Genomic DNA, 18729 nt, shown 5'->3' with positions numbered 1-18729 from the left:
GCGGGCGGCTGCGCGCCCTGCGTGGGGGCGGGGCCGGGCTCGTAGGTCGGGGCGCCCGTGCCGTAGTGCTGCATGCCCGGGGTGGAGCCCGGGGTGAAGTAGGTGTCCTCGGCGGCGTAGTCCGTGCCGTAGCCGCCCTGGTCGGCGACGCCGGCCTCGAAGTGCTGGGAGGTGTAGCGGCCGGTCTCGAAGCCGGTCTCCTGCGGGTGGCCCGTCGCGGGCTCCCCGCCGCGGCCGTAGCCGCCGTACTCACCGGCGCCGGAGTAGTCGTTGCCCGGCTCGGCGCCGAACTGGGCGCCGAACTCCGAGCGGTACTCGGCGTCGAAGTTCTGCTCGAAGGTGCGGTTGCCGTTGCCGTACTCCTGGCCCGCGTACTCCTGGCCGCCGTACTCGCGGCCGGAGCCGTAGTCGCCGTACTCGGCGGGCGGCTGGCCGTTGCCACGGAACGAGGCGGGGGCGCCCTGCGCCGTGGGGTCGAGCGGCTCGCCGGTCTCCAGCGCGGCCGCGTGGCGGCGCTGGCCGAGGCGCAGCGAGCGCTGCACCGAGTCGAGGGCGGAGGCCTGGTCGCCCGCCTCCAGGGCCCGGTCGTAGCGGCTGTCGTCGAAGCCCAGCTCGCTCGCGGTGCGCATGCCCGGCATCTCGGCGCCCTGAGCGGACTCCGGGTAGATGCGGGAGACGGTGAACTGCTCCTCGGGCTGGGCGACGCCGCCGACCTGGGTCAGCCGCTCGGGCAGCATGACCAGGGAGGTGGTGCCGGCGGACTCGCCGGAGGGGCGCAGCTGGACCCGGATGCCGTGGCGCTCGGCCAGGCGGCCGACCACGAAGAGGCCCATCTGCCGGGAGACGGAGGCGTCCACGGTGGGCGGCTCGGCCAGCTTCGCGTTGATCTCCGCGAAGTCCTCGGCGGTGAGGCCGATGCCCTTGTCGTGGATCTCGACCAGCACGCGCTGGTCGGGCAGGCGGGTCGCGGTGACCCGGACCTTGGTCTGCGGGCTGGAGAAGGTGGTGGCGTTCTCCAGCAACTCGGCGAGCAGGTGCACGAGGTCGGTGACCGCGGGGCCGACGACGTCGGTCTCGGGTATGCCGGCCAGTTCGATGCGCTCGTACTGCTCCACCTCGGAGGCGGCCGCGCGGAGCACGTCCACCAGCGGGATCGGCTCACCCCAGGAGCGGCCGGCGTCCTCGCCCGCCAGAACCAGCAGGTTCTCGCCGTTGCGGCGCATGCGGGTGGCGAGGTGGTCCAGCTTGAAGAGGTTCTCCAGCTGGTCCGGGTCGGCCTCGTGGTTCTCCAGGTCCGTGATCAGCGCCAGCTGGCGTTCGATCAGACCGTGCGAGCGGCGCGAGAGGTTGGTGAAGATCGCGTTGACGTTGCCACGGAGCATGGCCTGCTCGGAGGCGAGTCGGATGGCCTCGCGGTGGACCTCGTCGAAGGCGCGGGCGACCTCGGCGATCTCGTCCTTGCCGTTCACCTGGATCGGGGCGACCGTCAGGTCGACCCTGCCGGGGTCGGTCTTGGACAGCTGACGCACCAGGTCGGGCAGGCGCTGCTGGGCGACCTGCTGGGCGCCGTCCCGCAGGCGGCGCATGTTGCCGATCATCGAACGGGCCACCAGCGTGGTCACCAGGCCGGCCAGGAGCACCGCGACGAGCACGATCGCGCCGTTCATGACGGCGTCGTTGCGGGCGCTGCTCGCCTCGGTCGAGGACTGGCTCACCGCGTCGGCGATCAGCTTCTTCTCGACGTTGCGCAGCGCGTCGAAGACGGCGTTGGTCTCGTTGACCCACAGCGTCGGCGTGACGCCCGCGGCCTTCGCGGCGTGCGGCGTCGGGGCGGTGTAGACGATCGCGACCATCTGGTCGATGGTCAGCGGCTTCTTGGCCTGTCCGCCGCTGGCCTGGGCCGCGGCCGCGGCCTGCTGGGCGCTGTTCTCCATGGCGGCCTGCACGTTCTGCAGGCCCTGGTTCAGCGCGGCGACGAAGGCCGGGTCGGCGGAGTTGGTGAACTCCTCCTGGGCGATGCCCTCGAGGTAGTAGTACGCGTAGGCGCCGAGCTGCTGGCTTGCGTAGGCCTGCGAGGCCGGGCTCTTCGGGTTGCCGTCCGGCTCGTACTTCTCCAGCAGCAGGTGCAGCACGATGGACTGCACGATCGAGTCGGCGTCCTTGGCCAGGGTGATCGCGTAGATCGCGCGGCCGTCGGAGTTGATGCTGCTGCCGTTGCCGAAGACGAGCTCGTTGTCGAGACCCTGGAGCGCGGAGGTGAGCGAGGAGTACTGGATCTCGGTCGTGGTGCCCGGTTGGCTGTAGTCCCTCTTCCGCATCGCGTCGATGCCCTGGAGTTCCTTCAGGGCGTCCGCGACGCGGGTCCGCACATGGCCGATGTTCGGCGCGCCGGCGGCCAGCTGCTTGAAGTTGGCGATCGCCGCGTTGGTCGTGTTCTGCAGATCCGTGACCGTCTGGTTCGGCTTCTGCGCCTCGGCCGGCGTCATCAGGTAGGGGAGCGAGCCGTTGCGTTCGAGGTCGATGTCCTCCTCGACCGCGGCCGCCGCCTCGACGAGCTTCGCCGTCTTCTCCGCGTCCTGGGCGTTCCGCCAGCTCGTGACCGAGCTCTGTACGCGCAGTCCGGCGAACGCCAGGGCTGCGACGACGGGAACCAGGAGGATCGCGATCAGCTTGAAGGGTAGGCGGCGGTTGCTCAGGGAGAGCCGACCTGCAGGCCGGACCTGGGGTGCGCTACCGGCACCTGGAGCTGCCTCGTTGTGGCTCACTCGACTCAACCTCTCGGCCGGGGCGGCCTTGTCGTGCATACCGGGGGTCATCCCACGGTGGCTGGCATTTCAGCACGGGCGAATGGCCTGGGCCAAACACCCTCCGCTTCACTTTGATCCTGGTGTAAAAGGGACATAAACACCCACGGGCGGCGAATGTCCGTGCCGCTGTAGGCGGAGCGTATGCATTCACTTACCGATGGTGAGAGCCGGGTGGGAAATGCGTGTCGAACCGTTATAGAAAGTTCAGCGCGCGGTCTTCCCCGGCCCCGGGACGACGACGTCGTCGCCGCGTCTGCGCGGAGTCTCGTCAGCGCAGTCTTGCGAGCAGCGCGTGCTCGACGAGCGTGATCAGCGTCGACTTGGCGCTGTCCCGCCGCCGGGCGTCGGTGGCGATGATGGGTGTGTCCGGCCCCAACTGCAGCGCCTCGCGCACCTCTTCGGGGCTGTGCGTGACGAAGCCGTCGAAGTTGTTCAGCGCGACGATGAACGGCAGGCCGCTGTTCTCGAAGTAGTCGATGGCCGGGAAGCAGTCGGCGAGGCGGCGGGTGTCGACCAGGACGACGGCGCCGATGGCGCCGCGGACCAGGTCGTCCCACATGAACCAGAAGCGGTCCTGTCCGGGCGTGCCGAACAGGTAGAGGATCAGGTCCGCGTCGAGCGTGATGCGGCCGAAGTCCATGGCGACCGTGGTCGTGGTCTTCCCGCCGACGTGGGTCAGGTCGTCGATCCCGGCCGAGGCCGAGGTCATCACGGCCTCGGTACGCAGCGGGTTGATCTCGGAGACCGCGCCGACGAGGGTCGTCTTGCCCACGCCGAAGCCGCCCGCCACCACGATCTTCGCGGAGGTGGTGGCCCGGGTGGCCGTGGCGGGGCTAGAGCTTGCGAAGTCCACTGAGCACCCTTTCGAGCAGCGTGACGTCGGGGGCGCCGCCGTTGTCGGCGGCGGCGGCCGGCTGGTGGATGGCGACCAGGCCCGCCTCGGCCAGGTCGGCGACGAGGATGCGGGCGACGCCGAGCGGCATGGGGACCAGGGCGGAGACCTCCGCCACCGACTTGACCTCGCGGCACAGGTCGACGATCCGCGCGTGCTCCGGCAGCAGCGTGCCCGAGCGGTACGCCTGGGGCGTGCTGGTGACCAGCGCCTCGATGGCGAGCTGGTAGCGCGGACGGGTCCGGCCGCCGGTCATCGCATACGGGCGTACCAGCGGCTGGCGTGCGCCGCCCTGGCCTCCGTGCGGTGTCGTCATCAGTCCTCCTAGTGCTGCAGCGGCCGTCGTGCCTTTCCGCGGCGAGGGTGGGTGGTGCCGTGTTGCGGGTCTGGCGTGCTGCGGTGCGGTGCTGCTTGTGCGGGGTGCTGCTGTGGGTACCGCTGGTCTTCTTCCGGAGTGCCGAGGCGCGAGCCGCGACACGAGTGGCACCGGAGTGTACGGGGCCGACGGCCCGTGAGTCCCGACCGGGTCGGGATTCACGGGCCGAGGTGGTCTATCTCTCATCCGTTCCACACCGGACCGACACCGCGTCAGTGCAGGAGACTGCCCCTGGAGTTCGGCGCGGAGGGCCGGGGTGAGCACGGTGCCGGCGCGGTCGACCAGGAGGGCCATCTCGTAGCCGACGAGGCCGATGTCGCTGTCGGGGGAGGCGAGGACGGCGAGGGAGGAGCCGTCGGAGACCGCCATGAGGAAGAGGAAGCCGCGCTCCATCTCCACGACGGTCTGGGTGACCTTGCCGCCCTCGAAGATCCGGGAGGCGCCCTGGGTCAGCGAGGTGAGGCCGGAGGCGACGGCGGCGAGCTGGTCGGCACGGTCACGGGGGAAGCCCTCGGACATGGCGAGCAGCAGACCGTCGGCCGAGACCACCACGGTGTGCGACACCCCGGGGGTGTTGTCGACGAAGTTGGTGATCAACCAGTTGAGGTTCTGGGCCGCCTGGCTCATCTGACTCATTGATCAACGCTCCTGGGAGTTGCTGCCGTACGGGCCGGAGCCCTGACCGGGACCGGACGAACCGGCGGCGCGGCCCTGCTGGATGCCGCGACGCAGGTTGGTGAGACGCCCGCGGACCTCGTCCGGGTTGCGGGAGACCTGCGGACCGGGAAGAGCCTGGGACTCCGCCTGGCCCGGGACCAGGTTGGCCTTCGGCACGCGGCGCGGCAGACCGGAGGGCATCACGCCGCCCGCACTCGGCTCGCGCACCTGCTCGGCCCGGCGCCACGTCTCGTCGTTGGCCGAGCTGCGCCACGGCGTCTGGTCGGCGTTCAGGCCGGTGACGCCGGTCGAGCCCGAGGGGCCCTGCACGGGACGGGCGGGCCCGCCGTCGGCCGGACGGCCGCCGAACTGGTCCGCGCCGAACTGCGCGGTGTCGAACTGACCGGTGGCCGAAGGGCCGCCGAACTGCTCGGTCCCGGAGACCGACGGGCCGCCCGCCTCCGCGCCGGAGACCTGCACGCCGCGCATCCGCTCGGCGCGACCGGCGCGGAACCAGGTGGTCTCCATCTGCTCGAAGATCGGCGACGGAGCACCGGAGTCGCTCGCCGGGGGCAGCGCGCGGGTGAGCGGGTCGGACGCGAAGTCCTGCTGCGACGCGGGCTGCGGCTGCGGCGGGACCGGAGCCGGCGGCACCGGACGGGCCGGGGGCTCCTCGTCGAAGCGCGGGCGGGCGAACTGCGCGGTGCTGTCACCGATGGCGTTCTGGCCGCCGAAGCCCTGACCGGCCGGAGCCTGGCCGCCGAGGGGGTGGCCGCCGTGGCTCTGCCCACCGAGGGCGTGGCCGCCGGGGCCCTGGCCGTCGTTCCGGCCGCCCGCGGGCGAGCCGTGCTGCGGCTGCTCGGCCCAGAGCGAGGGCTCGGGGCCGCGCTCCTGGCCGAAGCCGGCGTCGCCGCGACCGCCGGCCGCCCCGGGAGCACCCGGGACGCCGAACGGCTGCTGCTGGCCCGGCTGCTGGGGAGCCTGGCCCGGCATGCCGCGCTGCGGCAGCGGACCGGCGCCGGGCAGCGGCATGCCGCGGCCGTCGGTACGGCTGGAGTCGAAGCCACCGGGCTGACCGGTCGGCCCCGCCTGCGGGAAGCCCTGGCCGGCGTTGGGGCCGGTCGGCAGTCCGCGGCCGTCGGTGGGCTGGGCGCCGCGCTGCGGCAGGGGCTGGCCGCCGAAGGTGTTGTCCTGGCCGGCGTTGGGGCCGGTCGGCAGTCCGCGGCCGTCGGTCGGCTGGGCGCCGCGCTGCGGCAGGCCGCCCTGCGGGGAACCGGCGGGCGCGGAGCCCGCCGAGGAGCCCTGCGGCAGGCCCAGGTTCGGCTGCGACTGCTGCGGCAGCGTGGGACGGCCGCCACGGCCGTCGAGGCCGCCCTGCGGGCCGGAGGCCAGCGGCGTGCGCTGCGGACCGCTCGGCGCGGCCGGACGCTGCTGGCCCGCCGGAGCGGCCTTGGTGCCACCCGTCGCACCGGCGCGGCGCTCGGACACGTTGGTGACGTCGACCGGGAGCATGACCAGCGCGGTGGTGCCGCCGGAGTCGCTCGGACGCAGCTGGATGCGGATGCCGTGACGCAGCGAGAGTCGACCGACCACGAAGAGGCCCATGCGGCGGGAGACGGAGACGTCCACCACCGGCGGGTTCGCCAGGCGCTCGTTGATCTCGGCCAGGTCGTCGGGGGAGAGGCCGATGCCGGTGTCGTGGATCTCGATCAGCACGCGGCCGTCGGGCAGCGCGTGACCGGTGACCCGGACGCGGGTCTGCGGGCTGGAGAACGAGGTGGCGTTCTCGAGCAGCTCGGCGAGCAGGTGCACGAGGTCGTTGACGACGCGGCCGGCGACCTCGGCGGTCGGCACCGAGGCCAGCTCGATGCGCTCGTACTGCTCCACCTCGGAGGCGGCGGCACGGAGCACGTCGACCAGCGGGACCGGGCGGGTCCAGCGACGGCCCGGGTCCTCACCTGCGAGGACGAGGAGGTTCTCACCGTTACGACGCATACGCGTCGCGAGGTGGTCGAGCTTGAACAGCTGGGCCAGCTGGTCCGGGTCCGCCTCACGCGACTCCAGCTCGGAGATCATGGCCAGCTGACGCTGGATCAGACCCTGGGAGCGGCGCGAGAGGTTGGTGAACATCGCGTTGATGTTGCCTCGGAGCAGGGCCTGCTCGGCGGCGAGCCGGACGGCCTGGCTGTGGACCTTGTCGAAGGCTCGGGCCACGTGCCCGATCTCGTCCCTGGTGTCGATGCCGATCGGCTGGATCGTGACGTCCACGTCCTGCGGGTCGGACTCGGACAGCTTGCGGACCATCTCCGGCAGCGTGTGCTCGGCGACGTCCTCGGCGGTCTGCTGCAGCTTGGCCAGCGTGCGCACCATCGAGCGGGCCACCAGACCGGCGCCGAGGATGGCGACCAGGAGGACCGCGACGATCAGACCGGCGTTGGCGTAGGCGTCGGCCTGGGCCTGCGAGCGCAGGTTGGCGGACGTCGTGTTCAGCTCCTGGACCAGGAAGGACTCGTCCTGGGCCATCTGCAGCATCTGCGTGTGGGACTGCGAGTACCAGTCCTGCGCGGTCTCGGTCTCGTTCGAGAGCGGCGTGTTGGCGCTCAGCACCTTGGAGGCCCAGCGCTGGGCCTCGGAGATGTTGGTGTTGGACTGCCAGGCGCCGATCAGGTTGCCGGCCTTGCTCGGGCCGTACAGGGCGGTGAACTCCTGCTGCGAGGTGTTCGCGTCCGCCAGCGCCGCGGCGGCGTACTGCCGGTCGCTCGGCTGGATGACCGGCGTCGGGCCCGTCGCGCCCGGCTGCTGGTAGGCGAGCGCGCCGAGCAGCGTGGAGCGGACGATGGCCATGTCCTCGTGCCACTGCGTGAACGCCTGGAGCGAGCGGGTCGCCTGGACCAGCTGGAGGTTCGAGGAGGCGAGGGCCAGGTCCTGGGTCACCTGGGTCAGCGGGGCGATCAGGCCGTCGAACTCGGCGACGGTCTTCTGCAGGTTCGGGCCGGCCGTGGCGTCGGCCGTCGGGTACGCGAAGGCGTTCGCCTCGATCTGGCGCAGCTGCTGGAGCTTGGTCTGCACCGAGGTGATGTCGACGCCGTTGCCCGGCAGCTGGGTCTTGTCGAGCGAGTCGATCAGGTTGCTCAGCGTCTGGTGACGCTTGGCGGTCTGCGACATGTCGTAGAGGACCTGGCTGTTGCTCTGCACGCTCTGGCCCTGGATGCCGCTCGCGAGCGCCATGTCGTCGCGCTCGTTCTCGAGCGCGGTGGCGAGCAGGGTGGCGGCCTGGGCCACGTCACCGAGCTTGGCGACGCTGTCCAGCTGCTGCTGCGTCTGGATCGAGCCCTGGATGCGCAGACCACCGAGGACGATGGCGGCGACCACGGGGAGCACGAGCAGCGCGGTGAGCCTGGAGCGGATGCGCCAGTTGCCCAGGGAGAACCGACGGGTCCTGGCGGCCTTGGGCGGGGTCACCCGGCCGATCCGGCTCGCGCCGGCGGGACCGTCCTTCTGGTCGCCCTTGGCGTTCCCGGCGCCCGCGCCTGGTGTGGCGCCCGGGCCGGCGGTCTCGGGGCCGGGTCGGCCCGCGGCGGGTCCGGGGCGAGAGCCCTCGGCGGCGTGGGGGGCATTCGGCGACGGCTGCTGCTGACCAGCTGCTCCGCGGTCCGCCGGGTTGCCCGCGCCGCCGCCCCTCTTGATACGTCCCTGCACTAGCGTCGCAACCTCTGGACCAGGCGTCCCGCGCTGTGCGCAGCGGCGGAACGGTGTCGAGTTCTCGGAGGGCGTGGACCCCGGTCGGGTCCGAGCATCGCCCGGGTGGAGTCTGTCTCCAAGCTGCCGTCGAGAGCCCCGGTGCCGAGCTTCTGCTGGGTGGGGGCGGCTCCGACGGTCCGTGGCATTCCAGCACAGCCCCCGATCTCCAACAAGGGGCGACGCTCGGTAGCGAAGTGTGTCACCATCAGTGGTGCTGGTGTGACGCAATGTGCGAAATGGAGCCGGGGAAACCGTACGTTTCGGACATGCGTGCGTCCGAGCTGCGGGTCAGCGAGTGACGCCGCGTCATGATTTTGTCCGATATGGCCGTTATGTCCAACCTATGGATGCGGGCACAATGCCGTAACTGTCGGTTCTGGAGTGCGGGTAAGTGACCAACCTCACAGGATATGAGGTGGTGCCGAGCGCCTCTCCTGTGGAATGAGATCCTGGATGTGGGCACAGCACGTGGCCCCCTGCCGATCGAGACCAAGGTGAGTCACCGGTGACCTTCAAGACGACCATGAGCTTCCGTCCCACGGCCAACCCGCGCCGGACCCAGCTCGCCGCGCTGCCGGAGAACGGCGGCCCCGCGCTGCGCCAGTCCGCCGAGCAGCCCGCGGAGCTCCCGCAGCAGACGGCCAACCCCCGTCGCACCAACCTGATGGTCGCCCCGGCCGCGCGGGTCGCGGAGTAGCACGCGCCACGTCTCGACGAAGGGCCCCGCTTCGGCGGGGCCCTTCGCGTTCCCCCGACTAGTGTGGGTCGTGATCCATCCGTTCCGCCGTTCTGCTCCGAGGAGACGTCCGCACCGTGCGTATCGCCAGGTACACCCACGACGGCGAGGTCACCTTCGGCGTCATCGACGCCGAGGCCGAGACCGTCGCCGCCCTCGCCGGCCACCCGTTCGGGGAGCTCCAGCCGACCGGCGCCGTGCTGCCGCTGGCCGACGTGCGGCTGCTCACGCCGATGCTGCCGAGCAAGATCGTGGCCGTCGGCCGCAACTACGCCGCCCACGCGGCGGAACTGGGCAACGAGGTGCCCGAGGCGCCGCTCACCTTCTTCAAGCCCTCGACCTCCGTCATCGGCCCGACCGAGAACATCGCCTACCCGCCGTTCTCCTCCGACGTGCAGTACGAGGCCGAACTGGCCGTCGTCATCGGCCGGATGTGCCGCGAGGTGCCGCACGCCCGGGTGAACGACGTGATCTTCGGCTACACCTGCGCCAACGACGTCACCGCGCGGGACGTCCAGCAGCGCGAGGGCCAGTGGGCCCGCGCCAAGGGCTTCGACACCTCCTGCCCGCTCGGGCCGTGGATCGAGACCGACCTCGACGCGTCCGACCTCGCCGTCACCTGCACCGTCAACGGCGAACTGCGCCAGGCCGGCCGCACCTCGCAGATGGTCCGCTCGATCGCCGACCTGATCGTCCACATCTCCGACGCCATGACGCTGCTCCCGGGCGACGTCATCCTGACCGGCACCCCGGCCGGCGTCGGCCCGCTGCAGATCGGCGACGAGGTCGCCGTCACCGTCGAGGGGATCGGCACGCTGAGCAACCGCGTGGTCAAGCGTGGCTGACGGCGTCGCCGTGGCCGACGTCCCCGTCGAGGCGGGCAGGGGTGTCCTCTGGGACATCGACGACACCCTCTTCGACTACTCCGGCGCCGAGCGCGCGGGGATCCTGGAGTACCTGGCCGCCCTCGGGCTGCTGGACGCGTTCGCCTCCGCGCAGGAGGCGCACGTGCTCTGGAGTGCGGACATGGAGAGCGCCTACGAGCGCTTCCTGGCCGGCGAGCTCGGCTTCCAGGAGCAGCGCCGGGTACGGGTCGAGGCCTTCCTCGGCCGGATCGGCCGCACCGCCGAGGACCCCGACGCGTGGTTCGCCGGTTACCTGGACGCCTTCACCCGTCACCGTCGCGTCTTCGACGACGTGATACCCGCGCTCGACGCCCTGCCCGCCTACCGGCACGGGCTGCTGAGCAACTCCTCCAGCCGGTACCAGGAGGACAAGCTGGCGGCGATCGGACTGCGCGGACGCTTCGTCTCGCTCGTCTGCTCGGACGAGATCGGCTACGCCAAGCCCGCGCCCGAGGCCTTCCTGGCCGGCTGCGCCGCGCTCGGTCTGGCGCCCGGCCAGGTGGTCTATGTGGGCGACAAGCTGACCACCGACGCGCAGGGCGCCCTCGCGGCCGGCCTGCACGCCGTCTGGCTGGACCGGAGAGGGGTCGGGGAGGGCGTCGACGTGCCGCGCGTGCGGACCCTCGCTGACCTGCCGGAGCTGCTCCGGGTTATCGATTTTGGAGCGCCGCCCACCATCCGGTAGTGTTCTTCTTGTTGCGCCGCCCGGGAGGGACGGGGGAGACCGAGAGGTTCTCGCCAAGATCACCTGGACAGTGCGATGGGGTATGGTGTAATTGGCAGCACGACTGATTCTGGTTCAGTTAGTCTAGGTTCGAGTCCTGGTACCCCAGCTCACAATGAAATACAGATCTCGCCCCCGTTGTGTAGCGGCCTAGCACGCTGCCCTCTCACGGCAGTAGCGCCGGTTCGAATCCGGTCGGGGGTACTCGGTCCGCAAGGACCAACGCCCCCGTTGTGTAGCGGCCTAGCACGCTGCCCTCTCACGGCAGTAGCGCCGGTTCGAATCCGGTCGGGGGTACTCGGCTCGCAAGAGCCAACGCCCCCGTTGTGTAGCGGCCTAGCACGCTGCCCTCTCACGGCAGTAGCGCCGGTTCGAATCCGGTCGGGGGTACTTTTGGGGTATGGTGTAATTGGCAGCACGAGTGATTCTGGTTCATTTAGTCTAGGTTCGAGTCCTGGTACCCCAGCTCCGAAACGTACGAAGACCCGCAAGGGTCTTTTTTTGTTTTCCGGGACGTTTTCCGGTGCACGCGTGAAAGGGCGGACCGCCGTGGCGGTCCGCCCTGTTGACGGGGGGTCAGGCGCGGCGCAGCGCCTCGGTGAGGCGCGCGGCGGCCTCGACGATGGCCTGGGCGTGGAGCCGGCCGGGGTGCCGGGTGAGCCGCTCGATCGGGCCGGAGACGGAGACCGCCGCCACGACCCGGTTGGACGGCCCGCGCACCGGCGCCGAGACGGACGCCACTCCGGGCTCGCGTTCGCCGATCGACTGCGCCCAGCCGCGGCGTCTCACGCCGGACAGCGCGGTCGCGGTGAAACGCGCGCCCTGGAGGCCGCGGTGCAGCCGCTCCGGCTCCTCCCAGGCCAGCAGGACCTGGGCCGCGGAGCCGGCCTTCATGGGGAGGGTGGAGCCCACCGGGACGGTGTCCCGCAGGCCGGAGAGCCGCTCGGCGGCGGCCACACAGATGCGGAGATCACCCTGCCGCCGGTACAGCTGCGCGCTCTCGCCCGTCACGTCGCGGAGGTGGGTGAGCACCGGGCCGGCCGTGGCCAGCAGTCGGTCCTCGCCCGCCGCGGCGGCGAGCTCGGAGAGGCGGGGCCCCAGGATGAAGCGGCCCTGCATGTCACGCGTGACCAGGCGGTGGTGCTCCAGGGCGACCGCCAGCCGGTGCGCGGTGGGGCGCGCCAATCCGGTGGCCGAGACCAGCCCGGCCAGGGTCGCGGGGCCTGCCTCTAGCGCGCTCAGCACCAGAGCAGCCTTGTCGAGAACGCCGACGCCACTAGAGTTGTCCATGCCCTGATATTGCAGTCTCGGATCGCGAGACGCAAGTTCAATCTTCTGGGAACTGCGTCACTCTGGATGAACAGGGGCTTCCGAGGGGCTTCCTGGGGGCTCCGACAGGAGCTTCTGCCAAAGCACGCCATAGCAATCGACGGCTTGACCGGCGACGTCGCCGGTCGGAGGGACAGCGATGGGACGCACACTCGCGGAGAAGGTCTGGGACGACCACGTCGTTCGGCGCGCCGAGGGCGAGCCCGACCTCCTCTTCATCGATCTCCACCTGCTGCACGAGGTGACCAGCCCGCAGGCCTTCGACGGCCTGCGCCTCGCCGGCCGCAAGGTGCGTCGCACGGACCTCACCATCGCCACCGAGGACCACAACACCCCGACCCTCGACATCGACAAGCCGATCGCGGACCCCGTCTCCAGGGTCCAGTTGGAGACGCTGCGCGCCAACTGCGCCGAGTTCGGCGTACGCCTGCACTCGCTGGGCGACGTCGAGCAGGGCGTCGTCCACGTGGTGGGACCGCAGCTGGGACTGACCCAGCCCGGCACCACCGTGGTCTGCGGCGACTCGCACACCTCCACCCACGGCGCGTTCGGCGCACTGGCCTTCGGCATCGGCACCAGCCAGGTCGAGCACGTGCTGGCCACGCAGACGCTGCCGATGGCCCGCCCGAAGACGATGGCCATCACGGTGGAGGGCGAACTGCCCGAGGGCGTCACCGCCAAGGACCTGATCCTGGCCGTCATCGCCAGGATCGGCACCGGCGGCGGTCAGGGCTACGTCCTGGAGTACCGCGGTTCGGCGGTCCGCGCGCTCTCCATGGAGGCGCGGATGACCGTCTGCAACATGTCGATCGAGGCCGGCGCCCGCGCCGGGATGATCGCCCCGGACGAGACCACCTTCGCCTACCTCCAGGGCCGCGACCACGCCCCCACGGGCGAGGAGTGGGACGCCGCCGTGGCGTACTGGAAGACCCTGGCCACCGACGAGGACGCGGTCTTCGACGCCGAGGTCTTCATCGACGCGAGCGAGCTGACCCCGTTCGTCACCTGGGGCACCAACCCCGGCCAGGGCGCGCCGCTGGGCGCGAACGTGCCGGACCCGGCGTCGTTCGAGGACCCGCAGGAGCGCATCGCGGCCGAGAACGCGCTGACGTACATGGGCCTGACGGCCGGCAGCCCGCTGCGCGAGGTGAAGGTCGACGCGGTCTTCGTCGGCTCCTGCACCAACGGCCGGATCGAGGACCTGCGCGCGGCCGCCGCCGTCGTCGAGGGCCGCCGGATCGCCGACGGGGTGCGGATGCTGGTCGTCCCCGGCTCGGTGCGCGTCGCGCTCCAGGCCATCGAGGAGGGCCTGGACAAGGTCTTCACCGCCGCCGGCGCCGAGTGGCGCCACGCCGGTTGCTCGATGTGTCTGGGCATGAACCCCGACCAACTGGCCCCGGGTGAGCGCTGCGCGTCCACCTCCAACCGCAACTTCGAGGGCCGTCAGGGCAAGGGCGGCCGCACCCACCTGGTCTCCCCGCAGGTGGCCGCCGCCACCGCGGTGCTGGGCCATCTGGCCTCGCCCGCCGACCTGTCCGACGCACCGCAGCTCGTGGAGGCCTGAACCGCCATGGAGAAGTTCACTTCGCACACCGGCCGGGCCGTCCCGCTGCGCCGCAGCAACGTCGACACCGACCAGATCATCCCGGCCCACTGGCTCAAGAAGGTCACCCGCAACGGCTTCGAGGACGGCCTGTTCGAGGCGTGGCGCAAGGACGAGTCCTTCGTCCTCAACCGCCCGGAGCGTCAGGGCGCGACGGTCCTGATCGCGGGCCCCGAGTTCGGCACCGGATCCTCGCGCGAGCACGCCGTCTGGGCGCTCCAGAACTACGGCTTCAAGGCCGTCATCTCCTCCCGCTTCGCGGACATCTTCCGCGGCAACTCCCTGAAGAACGGCCTGCTGACGGTGATCCTGCCGCAGGAGACCGTGGAGCGGCTGTGGGCGGTCGTCGAGGCCGACCCGCAGGCGGAGGTGACCGTCGACCTGGAGGCGCGCGAGGTCCGCGCGGAGGGCCTCAACGCCCCGTTCGAGCTGGACGAGAACGTCCGTTGGCGTCTGCTGAACGGCCTCGACGACATCTCGATCACCCTCGCGCAGGAGGCCGACATCGCCGCCTACGAGGCCGCCCGACCCGCCTTCAAGCCCACCACCACGCCCGTCGGCTGAGCCTCCAGCAGCGCTTTTTCGCCACACCAAGGCAGCCCCCCGGTGTCCACCGGGGGGCTGCCTGCTGTCTTCCCCGTGACTGTGTGTAAGGTCAACGCCGGGCGCAGGCAGGAGATAACCGGCCACGAGTGGCACAATCTCCGCATGAGTCCCAGTGACCCGCCCGCGGGTGGCGACGACGCGGAGCTGAACGAGGAGGCCGCGGACGTCGAGCTCTACGGGCTGGTCGCACAACGACTCAAGGATGCACACGCCCGTGTGCGTGCTCTGGACGTGTCGGACGCGGAGAGGGCCGCGTTGACCCGTTCGTTGCTCATGGTGACGGAGGCGGCGAAACGCGATCTCCCGGAAGCAGCACGGAGGTTGGCGCGTTTCGTAGCGGACCTGGACGGCCCCGGGCCGACCGGTCGGACGACGGGCTGAAACCCGAATCCATTGCGACACAAGGGTGATGCGCCCGTTTGGTTATTGAAATGGCGTATATACATGCCTAACGTGCGAATTGCCCAGAAAGAATCTTCCGGGCAACCGTTTCCGAAGGGGAAGACGTGAACAAGGCGCAGCTTGTTGAAGCGGTGGCCGAGCAGCTTGGTGGCCGTCGCGCCGCCGCAGAGGCAGTTGATGCTGTGCTCGACACCATCGTGCGTGCGGTGACCGCGGGCGACCGCGTGTCGGTGACCGGTTTCGGGACTTTCGAGAAGGTGGACCGCGCCGCGCGGTTCGCCCGGAACCCGCAGACCGGCGACCGGGTCAAGGTCAAGAAGACCGCGGTTCCGCGTTTCCGCCCGGGTCAGGGCTTCAAGGACCTGGTCAGCGGCTCGAAGAAGCTCCCGAAGTCGGGCGTGGCGGTCCGCAAGGCCCCCAAGGGCTCGCTGACCCCGGGCAAGTCCGGCATGGTGGCCCCGGCCGGCTCCCCGGCCGCGAAGAAGGCCGCGGCCGCGGCCAAGAAGGCCACGGCGAAGAAGACCACCGCCACGGTCAAGAAGGCCGCCGCCAAGAAGACGACGGCCGCCGCGGCCACGGTCAAGAAGGCCGCCGCCAAGAAGACCACGGCGGCCAAGACCGCCACGGCGAAGAAGACCACCGCCAAGAAGACCACGGCGGCGGTCAAGGCCCCGGCGAAGAAGACGGTCACCGCGAGCACCTCCCGCCCCGCGGCGAAGAAGGCCACGACGGCGACGAAGGCCACCTCGGCGGCCAAGAAGACCACGGCCAAGAAGGCGACCGCCAAGAAGGCCGCGGCGAAGTAACCCGGCAGCACGTCGAGCACACCTCCCGCAGGGGCGCGCTGAACCACTCACCCGGTTCACCGCGCCCCTCGGCACGTTCCGCCGAGGCACGCCGGAAGGTGCACCGCCTCAGGGGCGCGGGGAACTGCGCGACAATCCCCCAGCCTTCGGCCGGGAGGCGCCCCCGTCCCACGCAGGTAGGACTCCGAACGCCCAGGGCCGTCCCCCCACGCGGGTGGTTGCTCGCGCCCGCGCGGCGGAGCCGCGGATTCGGCACAGCCCCGCGCCCCTCAGCGGTGCAACGTGTGCCTAGAACGTCTGCAGGGTGATGAGCGTGATGCGGCGGTCCGCGCCGTTGCCCTCGGTTTCGATGCGGACGCGCTGGCCCGGTCGCAGCAGCCGCAGGCCGCCCGCGTCGAAGGCCGCGGAGTCGAACGGCAGCGGGGTGCCGTCGTCGAGCAGCACCTGGCCGCTGCGACTGTCGGGGGAGTAGGTGTACGCGGTCGCCTGCATGAGGCCAAGCGTAGTCAGCGTGTGGCGTCCCGCGCCCAGGGCCAGCGCCACGCGCAGATCCGCGCCCGTGTCCACGTCCCGTCTCACGCTCGCGACGCCGTCGAGACGGAGCTCCACCGCGCCGGAGGCGGCATGCGCCGCGCGTGACTCGCCGCCGAAGACCGGCCGCAGCGCGACCCCCGCGGTAGCGGTCAGCAGCGTCGTGCCGACTCCCTGCGTGTCCGCCAGGAACGCCCGGGGGTGGGCCGCCGCCGCGGCGAGGGCGCGGGCCAGTTCGACCGGCCGCAGGGCCGGCAGATCCGCGGACATCGCCGCGACCGCCCCCGCGCCCAGCACCGTGCGCGCGTACTGGACTCCGTGGGCGAGTGCCGCGTTGAGGCCCGCCGCGGGCGTGTCGGGTATGACCGAGGCTCCGGCGAGGGCCAGGGCCGCGCCCGCGTGTTCGTCGTCGCAGACGGCCACGAGGCCGGCCACCGCCTCGCACTGCCGGACCGCGGCGACCGTGTCCAGGGCGAAGGCCAGGGCCAGCTGCGGCCGAAGCGACCCGACCGCGGGCGCGAGGCGGGACTTGCCCTCGGCCGGCGGCTTCAGCGGGATCACCACGGTCGTGTTCGGCGTCGTCATCGGCGCCCATTCTGCACGGAAGAGGCCCCGACCGGCGGGGGTGCCTCGACAGTGCCACGAGGCAGGGGCGACACTTGTGCGGTTGAACGTTAAGAATCACCGTCGCCCCCGCAGGGGACGGCGCGCAAAGGAGGAGTGCTCGTGCCCGGCTCCAGCACCAGGGCGGCGCGCCGCAAATACGGCTTCTGGTACCGCCTGGCGGCTCTGATCGCGAAGCCGCCGCTGTTCGTGCTGACGAAGCGGGACTGGAGCGGTTACGAGAACATTCCGGCCGAGGGCGGATTCCTCACCGCGATCAACCACAACTCGTATTTGGATCCGCTGGTCTACGGGCACTTCCAGTACGACTCCGGACGTCCCGCACGATTTCTGGCGAAGGCCGGCGTCTTCAAGCTGCCGGTGATCAAGCAGATTCTCCACGGGGCCCGAATGATCCCGGTGTACCGCGGATCCACCGACGCGACGCAGGCTTTCCGGGCCGCCATCGACGCCGTCGACTCCGGCGAATGCGTCGCGTTCTACATCGAGGGAACGCTCACCCGCGACCCGGACCTGTGGCCGATGACCGGCAAGACCGGCGCGGCCCGCGTCGCGCTGACGACCGGAGCACCCGTCATCCCGGTGGCCCAGTGGGGCGCGCACGAGATCATGCCGCGCTACGCGAAGGGCGGGAAGGGCAACCGCCGCTTCAAGCCGTTCCCCCGAAAGACCGTCAAGGTCGTCGCGGGCCCGGCGGTGGACCTCGACCGCTGGCGCGGCCAGGAGATCACCTCGACCGTCCTGCGCGAGGCGACGGACGCCATCATGGACGGCATCACCGCCCTGCTGGAGGAGTTGCGCGGGGAGAAGGCGCCGGCCGAGCGCTTCGACATGGCCAAGTCGCGTGCGGCCACCAGGGGCGGGACCGACGACGCCGCTGAGAGCGGCTCCCGGGGCGGCTCTGACGGGCAGAAGGAGAACGAGAAGGAGCCCGCCGAGTGACCACCCGTTGCGCCGTCTTCGGCTACGGCTCCTGGGGCACCGCCTTCGCCATGGTCCTCGCCGACGCGGGTTGCGACGTGACCCTGTGGGGTCGCCGGCAGGAGCTCGTGGACGCCATCAACGGCACCAGGACCAACCCGGACTACCACCCCGGCATCGAACTCCCGCCGAACATCACCGCGACCACGGACCCCGCGAAGGCCGCGGCCGACGCGGACTTCACCGTCCTGACGGTCCCCTCGCAGACGCTGCGCGAGGGACTGCGCGCCTGGGTGCCGGTGCTGGCCCGGGACACCGTCCTGGTCAGCCTGATGAAGGGCGTGGAGCTCGGCACGGCCAAGCTGATGAGCGAGGTCGTCCAGGAGGTCGCGGAGGTGCCCGCCGAGCGGGTCGCCGTCGTCTCCGGCCCCAACCTCGCTGGTGAGATCATGCGGCGGCAGCCGGCCGCGAGCGTCGTCGCGTGCGCGGACGAGTCCGTCGGCAGGCGCCTCCAGGCGGCGTGCCTGACCGGGTACTTCCGGCCCTACACCATCACCGACGTGGTGGGCGCGGAGCTGGGCGGCGCGGTGAAGAACGTCATCGGTCTGGCCGTCGGCATCGTCGACGGCATGGGCTTCGGCGACAACACCAAGGCCTCGCTCATCACCCGCGGCCTCGCGGAGACCACCAGGCTGGGCCTGGCGATGGGCGCCGACGCCCACACCTTCGCGGGGCTGGCGGGCATGGGCGACCTGGTCGCCACCTGCTCCTCGCCGCTCTCGCGCAACCACACCTTCGGCATCAACCTCGGCCGCGGGATGTCCCTGGCCGAGGCGACCGCGGCCATGCGACAGACCGCCGAGGGCGTGAAGTCCTGCGTCTCCGTCCTGGACCTGGCCAGCCGCCACGGCGTCGACATGCCCATCACGCAGACGGTCGTCGACATCGTCCACGGCGGCAAGTCGCCCCAGACCGCGGTCAAGGAGCTCATGGGCCGCTCCGCCAAGCCCGAACGGCGTTAGGGCACGGCCCCGCGCCTCGCCCGGAAGCCGCGCCGCGCGCCTGGCGC

General features: G+C 71.3%; 14 protein-coding genes, 5 tRNA genes and 2 pseudogenes. 14 read left to right on the top strand and 7 right to left on the bottom strand.

The window, feature by feature from the left end:
• From TR50_RS37110 to TR50_RS37090, 5 genes and pseudogenes are all read right to left on the bottom strand, one after another.
• Positions 1–2765, bottom strand: a 2765-nt coding sequence (locus tag TR50_RS37110; protein ID WP_052441771.1) for a sensor histidine kinase, incomplete at its 3' end; no start/stop codon positions are given.
• A gap of 310 nt (positions 2766–3075) precedes the next feature.
• The gene (locus TR50_RS37105) at positions 3076–3660 is read right to left on the bottom strand and encodes a GTP-binding protein (RefSeq protein WP_042432905.1); all 585 of its coding nucleotides are present in this window, start codon (positions 3658–3660) and stop codon (positions 3076–3078) included.
• The gene (locus TR50_RS37100; RefSeq protein ID WP_042432902.1) at positions 3641–4015 is read right to left on the bottom strand and encodes a DUF742 domain-containing protein; all 375 of its coding nucleotides are present in this window, start codon (positions 4013–4015) and stop codon (positions 3641–3643) included. Before TR50_RS37100 ends, TR50_RS37105 begins: the two co-directional genes overlap by 20 nt.
• A gap of 288 nt (positions 4016–4303) precedes the next feature.
• A pseudogene (locus tag TR50_RS44970) lies at positions 4304–4711 on the bottom strand (roadblock/LC7 domain-containing protein); the annotation flags it as partial.
• Positions 4712–4714: 3 nt separating this feature from the next.
• Positions 4715–8431, bottom strand: a complete 3717-nt coding sequence (locus TR50_RS37090; RefSeq protein ID WP_063775225.1) for an ATP-binding protein — start codon at positions 8429–8431, stop codon at positions 4715–4717.
• Positions 8432–8978: 547 nt separating this feature from the next.
• On the opposite strand from TR50_RS37090, the gene TR50_RS37085 reads away from it, so the two are divergent.
• From TR50_RS37085 to TR50_RS37050, 8 genes are all read left to right on the top strand, one after another.
• Entirely contained in the window at positions 8979–9170 is a 192-nt protein-coding gene (locus TR50_RS37085; protein ID WP_042432895.1) for a hypothetical protein, read from the top strand.
• A gap of 116 nt (positions 9171–9286) precedes the next feature.
• Positions 9287–10054 (top strand): fumarylacetoacetate hydrolase family protein, encoded by a 768-nt coding sequence (locus TR50_RS37080; RefSeq protein WP_042432892.1) that lies wholly within the window; start codon positions 9287–9289, stop codon positions 10052–10054.
• Positions 10047–10799, top strand: a complete 753-nt coding sequence (locus tag TR50_RS37075; protein WP_052441769.1) for an HAD family hydrolase — start codon at positions 10047–10049, stop codon at positions 10797–10799. Before TR50_RS37080 ends, TR50_RS37075 begins: the two co-directional genes overlap by 8 nt.
• A 76-nt stretch (positions 10800–10875) precedes the next feature.
• A tRNA-Gln gene (locus tag TR50_RS37070) sits at positions 10876–10947 on the top strand.
• 22 nt (positions 10948–10969) lie between these two features.
• A tRNA-Glu gene (locus TR50_RS37065) sits at positions 10970–11042 on the top strand.
• A gap of 20 nt (positions 11043–11062) precedes the next feature.
• Positions 11063–11135: transfer RNA gene (locus tag TR50_RS37060), tRNA-Glu, on the top strand.
• 20 nt (positions 11136–11155) lie between these two features.
• Positions 11156–11228: transfer RNA gene (locus tag TR50_RS37055), tRNA-Glu, on the top strand.
• A 4-nt stretch (positions 11229–11232) separates the two neighbouring features.
• Positions 11233–11304, top strand: a tRNA-Gln gene (locus tag TR50_RS37050).
• A gap of 110 nt (positions 11305–11414) precedes the next feature.
• Here the strand turns inward: TR50_RS37050 and TR50_RS37045 are convergent.
• Positions 11415–12128 carry an IclR family transcriptional regulator gene (locus TR50_RS37045; RefSeq protein WP_042373758.1) on the bottom strand — a complete coding sequence of 238 codons (714 nt, stop codon included), beginning with the start codon at positions 12126–12128 and terminating at the stop codon, positions 11415–11417.
• A gap of 178 nt (positions 12129–12306) precedes the next feature.
• Here TR50_RS37045 and leuC point away from each other — a divergent pair, with 178 nt between their 5' ends.
• From leuC to TR50_RS37025, 4 genes are all read left to right on the top strand, one after another.
• Positions 12307–13731: a 3-isopropylmalate dehydratase large subunit gene (leuC, locus tag TR50_RS37040; RefSeq protein ID WP_042432890.1), complete on the top strand. Its 1425-nt coding sequence runs from the start codon at positions 12307–12309 to the stop codon at positions 13729–13731.
• A 6-nt stretch (positions 13732–13737) separates the two neighbouring features.
• The gene (gene leuD / locus TR50_RS37035) at positions 13738–14334 is read left to right on the top strand and encodes a 3-isopropylmalate dehydratase small subunit (RefSeq protein WP_042432885.1); all 597 of its coding nucleotides are present in this window, start codon (positions 13738–13740) and stop codon (positions 14332–14334) included.
• Positions 14335–14478: 144 nt separating this feature from the next.
• A complete protein-coding gene (locus TR50_RS37030) occupies positions 14479–14757 on the top strand; it encodes an SCO5555 family protein (protein WP_236654749.1) in 279 nt (92 codons plus the stop codon).
• 125 nt (positions 14758–14882) lie between these two features.
• Positions 14883–15584 carry an HU family DNA-binding protein gene (locus TR50_RS37025; protein ID WP_042432882.1) on the top strand — a complete coding sequence of 234 codons (702 nt, stop codon included), beginning with the start codon at positions 14883–14885 and terminating at the stop codon, positions 15582–15584.
• A gap of 483 nt (positions 15585–16067) precedes the next feature.
• On the opposite strand, the pseudogene cofC reads toward TR50_RS37025, so the two are convergent.
• A pseudogene (gene cofC / locus TR50_RS37020) lies at positions 16068–16700 on the bottom strand (2-phospho-L-lactate guanylyltransferase); the annotation flags it as partial.
• A gap of 141 nt (positions 16701–16841) precedes the next feature.
• Between cofC and TR50_RS37015 the strand changes: the two are divergent.
• Both TR50_RS37015 and TR50_RS37010 read left to right on the top strand, forming a co-directional pair.
• Positions 16842–17681, top strand: coding sequence for a lysophospholipid acyltransferase family protein (locus TR50_RS37015; protein ID WP_042432930.1), 840 nt, complete (start codon positions 16842–16844; stop codon positions 17679–17681).
• Positions 17678–18682 (top strand): NAD(P)H-dependent glycerol-3-phosphate dehydrogenase, encoded by a 1005-nt coding sequence (locus TR50_RS37010; protein WP_084701637.1) that lies wholly within the window; start codon positions 17678–17680, stop codon positions 18680–18682. Before TR50_RS37015 ends, TR50_RS37010 begins: the two co-directional genes overlap by 4 nt.
• The last annotated feature ends 47 nt before the right edge of the window (positions 18683–18729 follow it).

It is taken from the genome of Streptacidiphilus anmyonensis (assembly GCF_000787855.1).
Lineage (GTDB): Bacteria > Actinomycetota > Actinomycetes > Streptomycetales > Streptomycetaceae > Streptacidiphilus > Streptacidiphilus anmyonensis.
Note: the sequence above shows the minus strand (reverse complement) of the source record. Positions and strands in the feature narration are given on the sequence as shown.

Bases quoted from the DNA above. Each gene is read 5' to 3' on its own strand.
- TR50_RS37100 (WP_042432902.1), bottom strand. From the start codon at position 4,015: ATGACGACACCGCACGGAGGCCAGGGCGGCGCACGCCAGCCGCTGGTA.
- TR50_RS37045 (WP_042373758.1), bottom strand. From the start codon at position 12,128: ATGGACAACTCTAGTGGCGTCGGCGTTCTCGACAAGGCTGCTCTGGTG.
- leuC (WP_042432890.1), top strand. From the start codon at position 12,307: ATGGGACGCACACTCGCGGAGAAGGTCTGGGACGACCACGTCGTTCGG.
- leuD (WP_042432885.1), top strand. From the start codon at position 13,738: ATGGAGAAGTTCACTTCGCACACCGGCCGGGCCGTCCCGCTGCGCCGC.
- TR50_RS37030 (WP_236654749.1), top strand. From the start codon at position 14,479: ATGAGTCCCAGTGACCCGCCCGCGGGTGGCGACGACGCGGAGCTGAAC.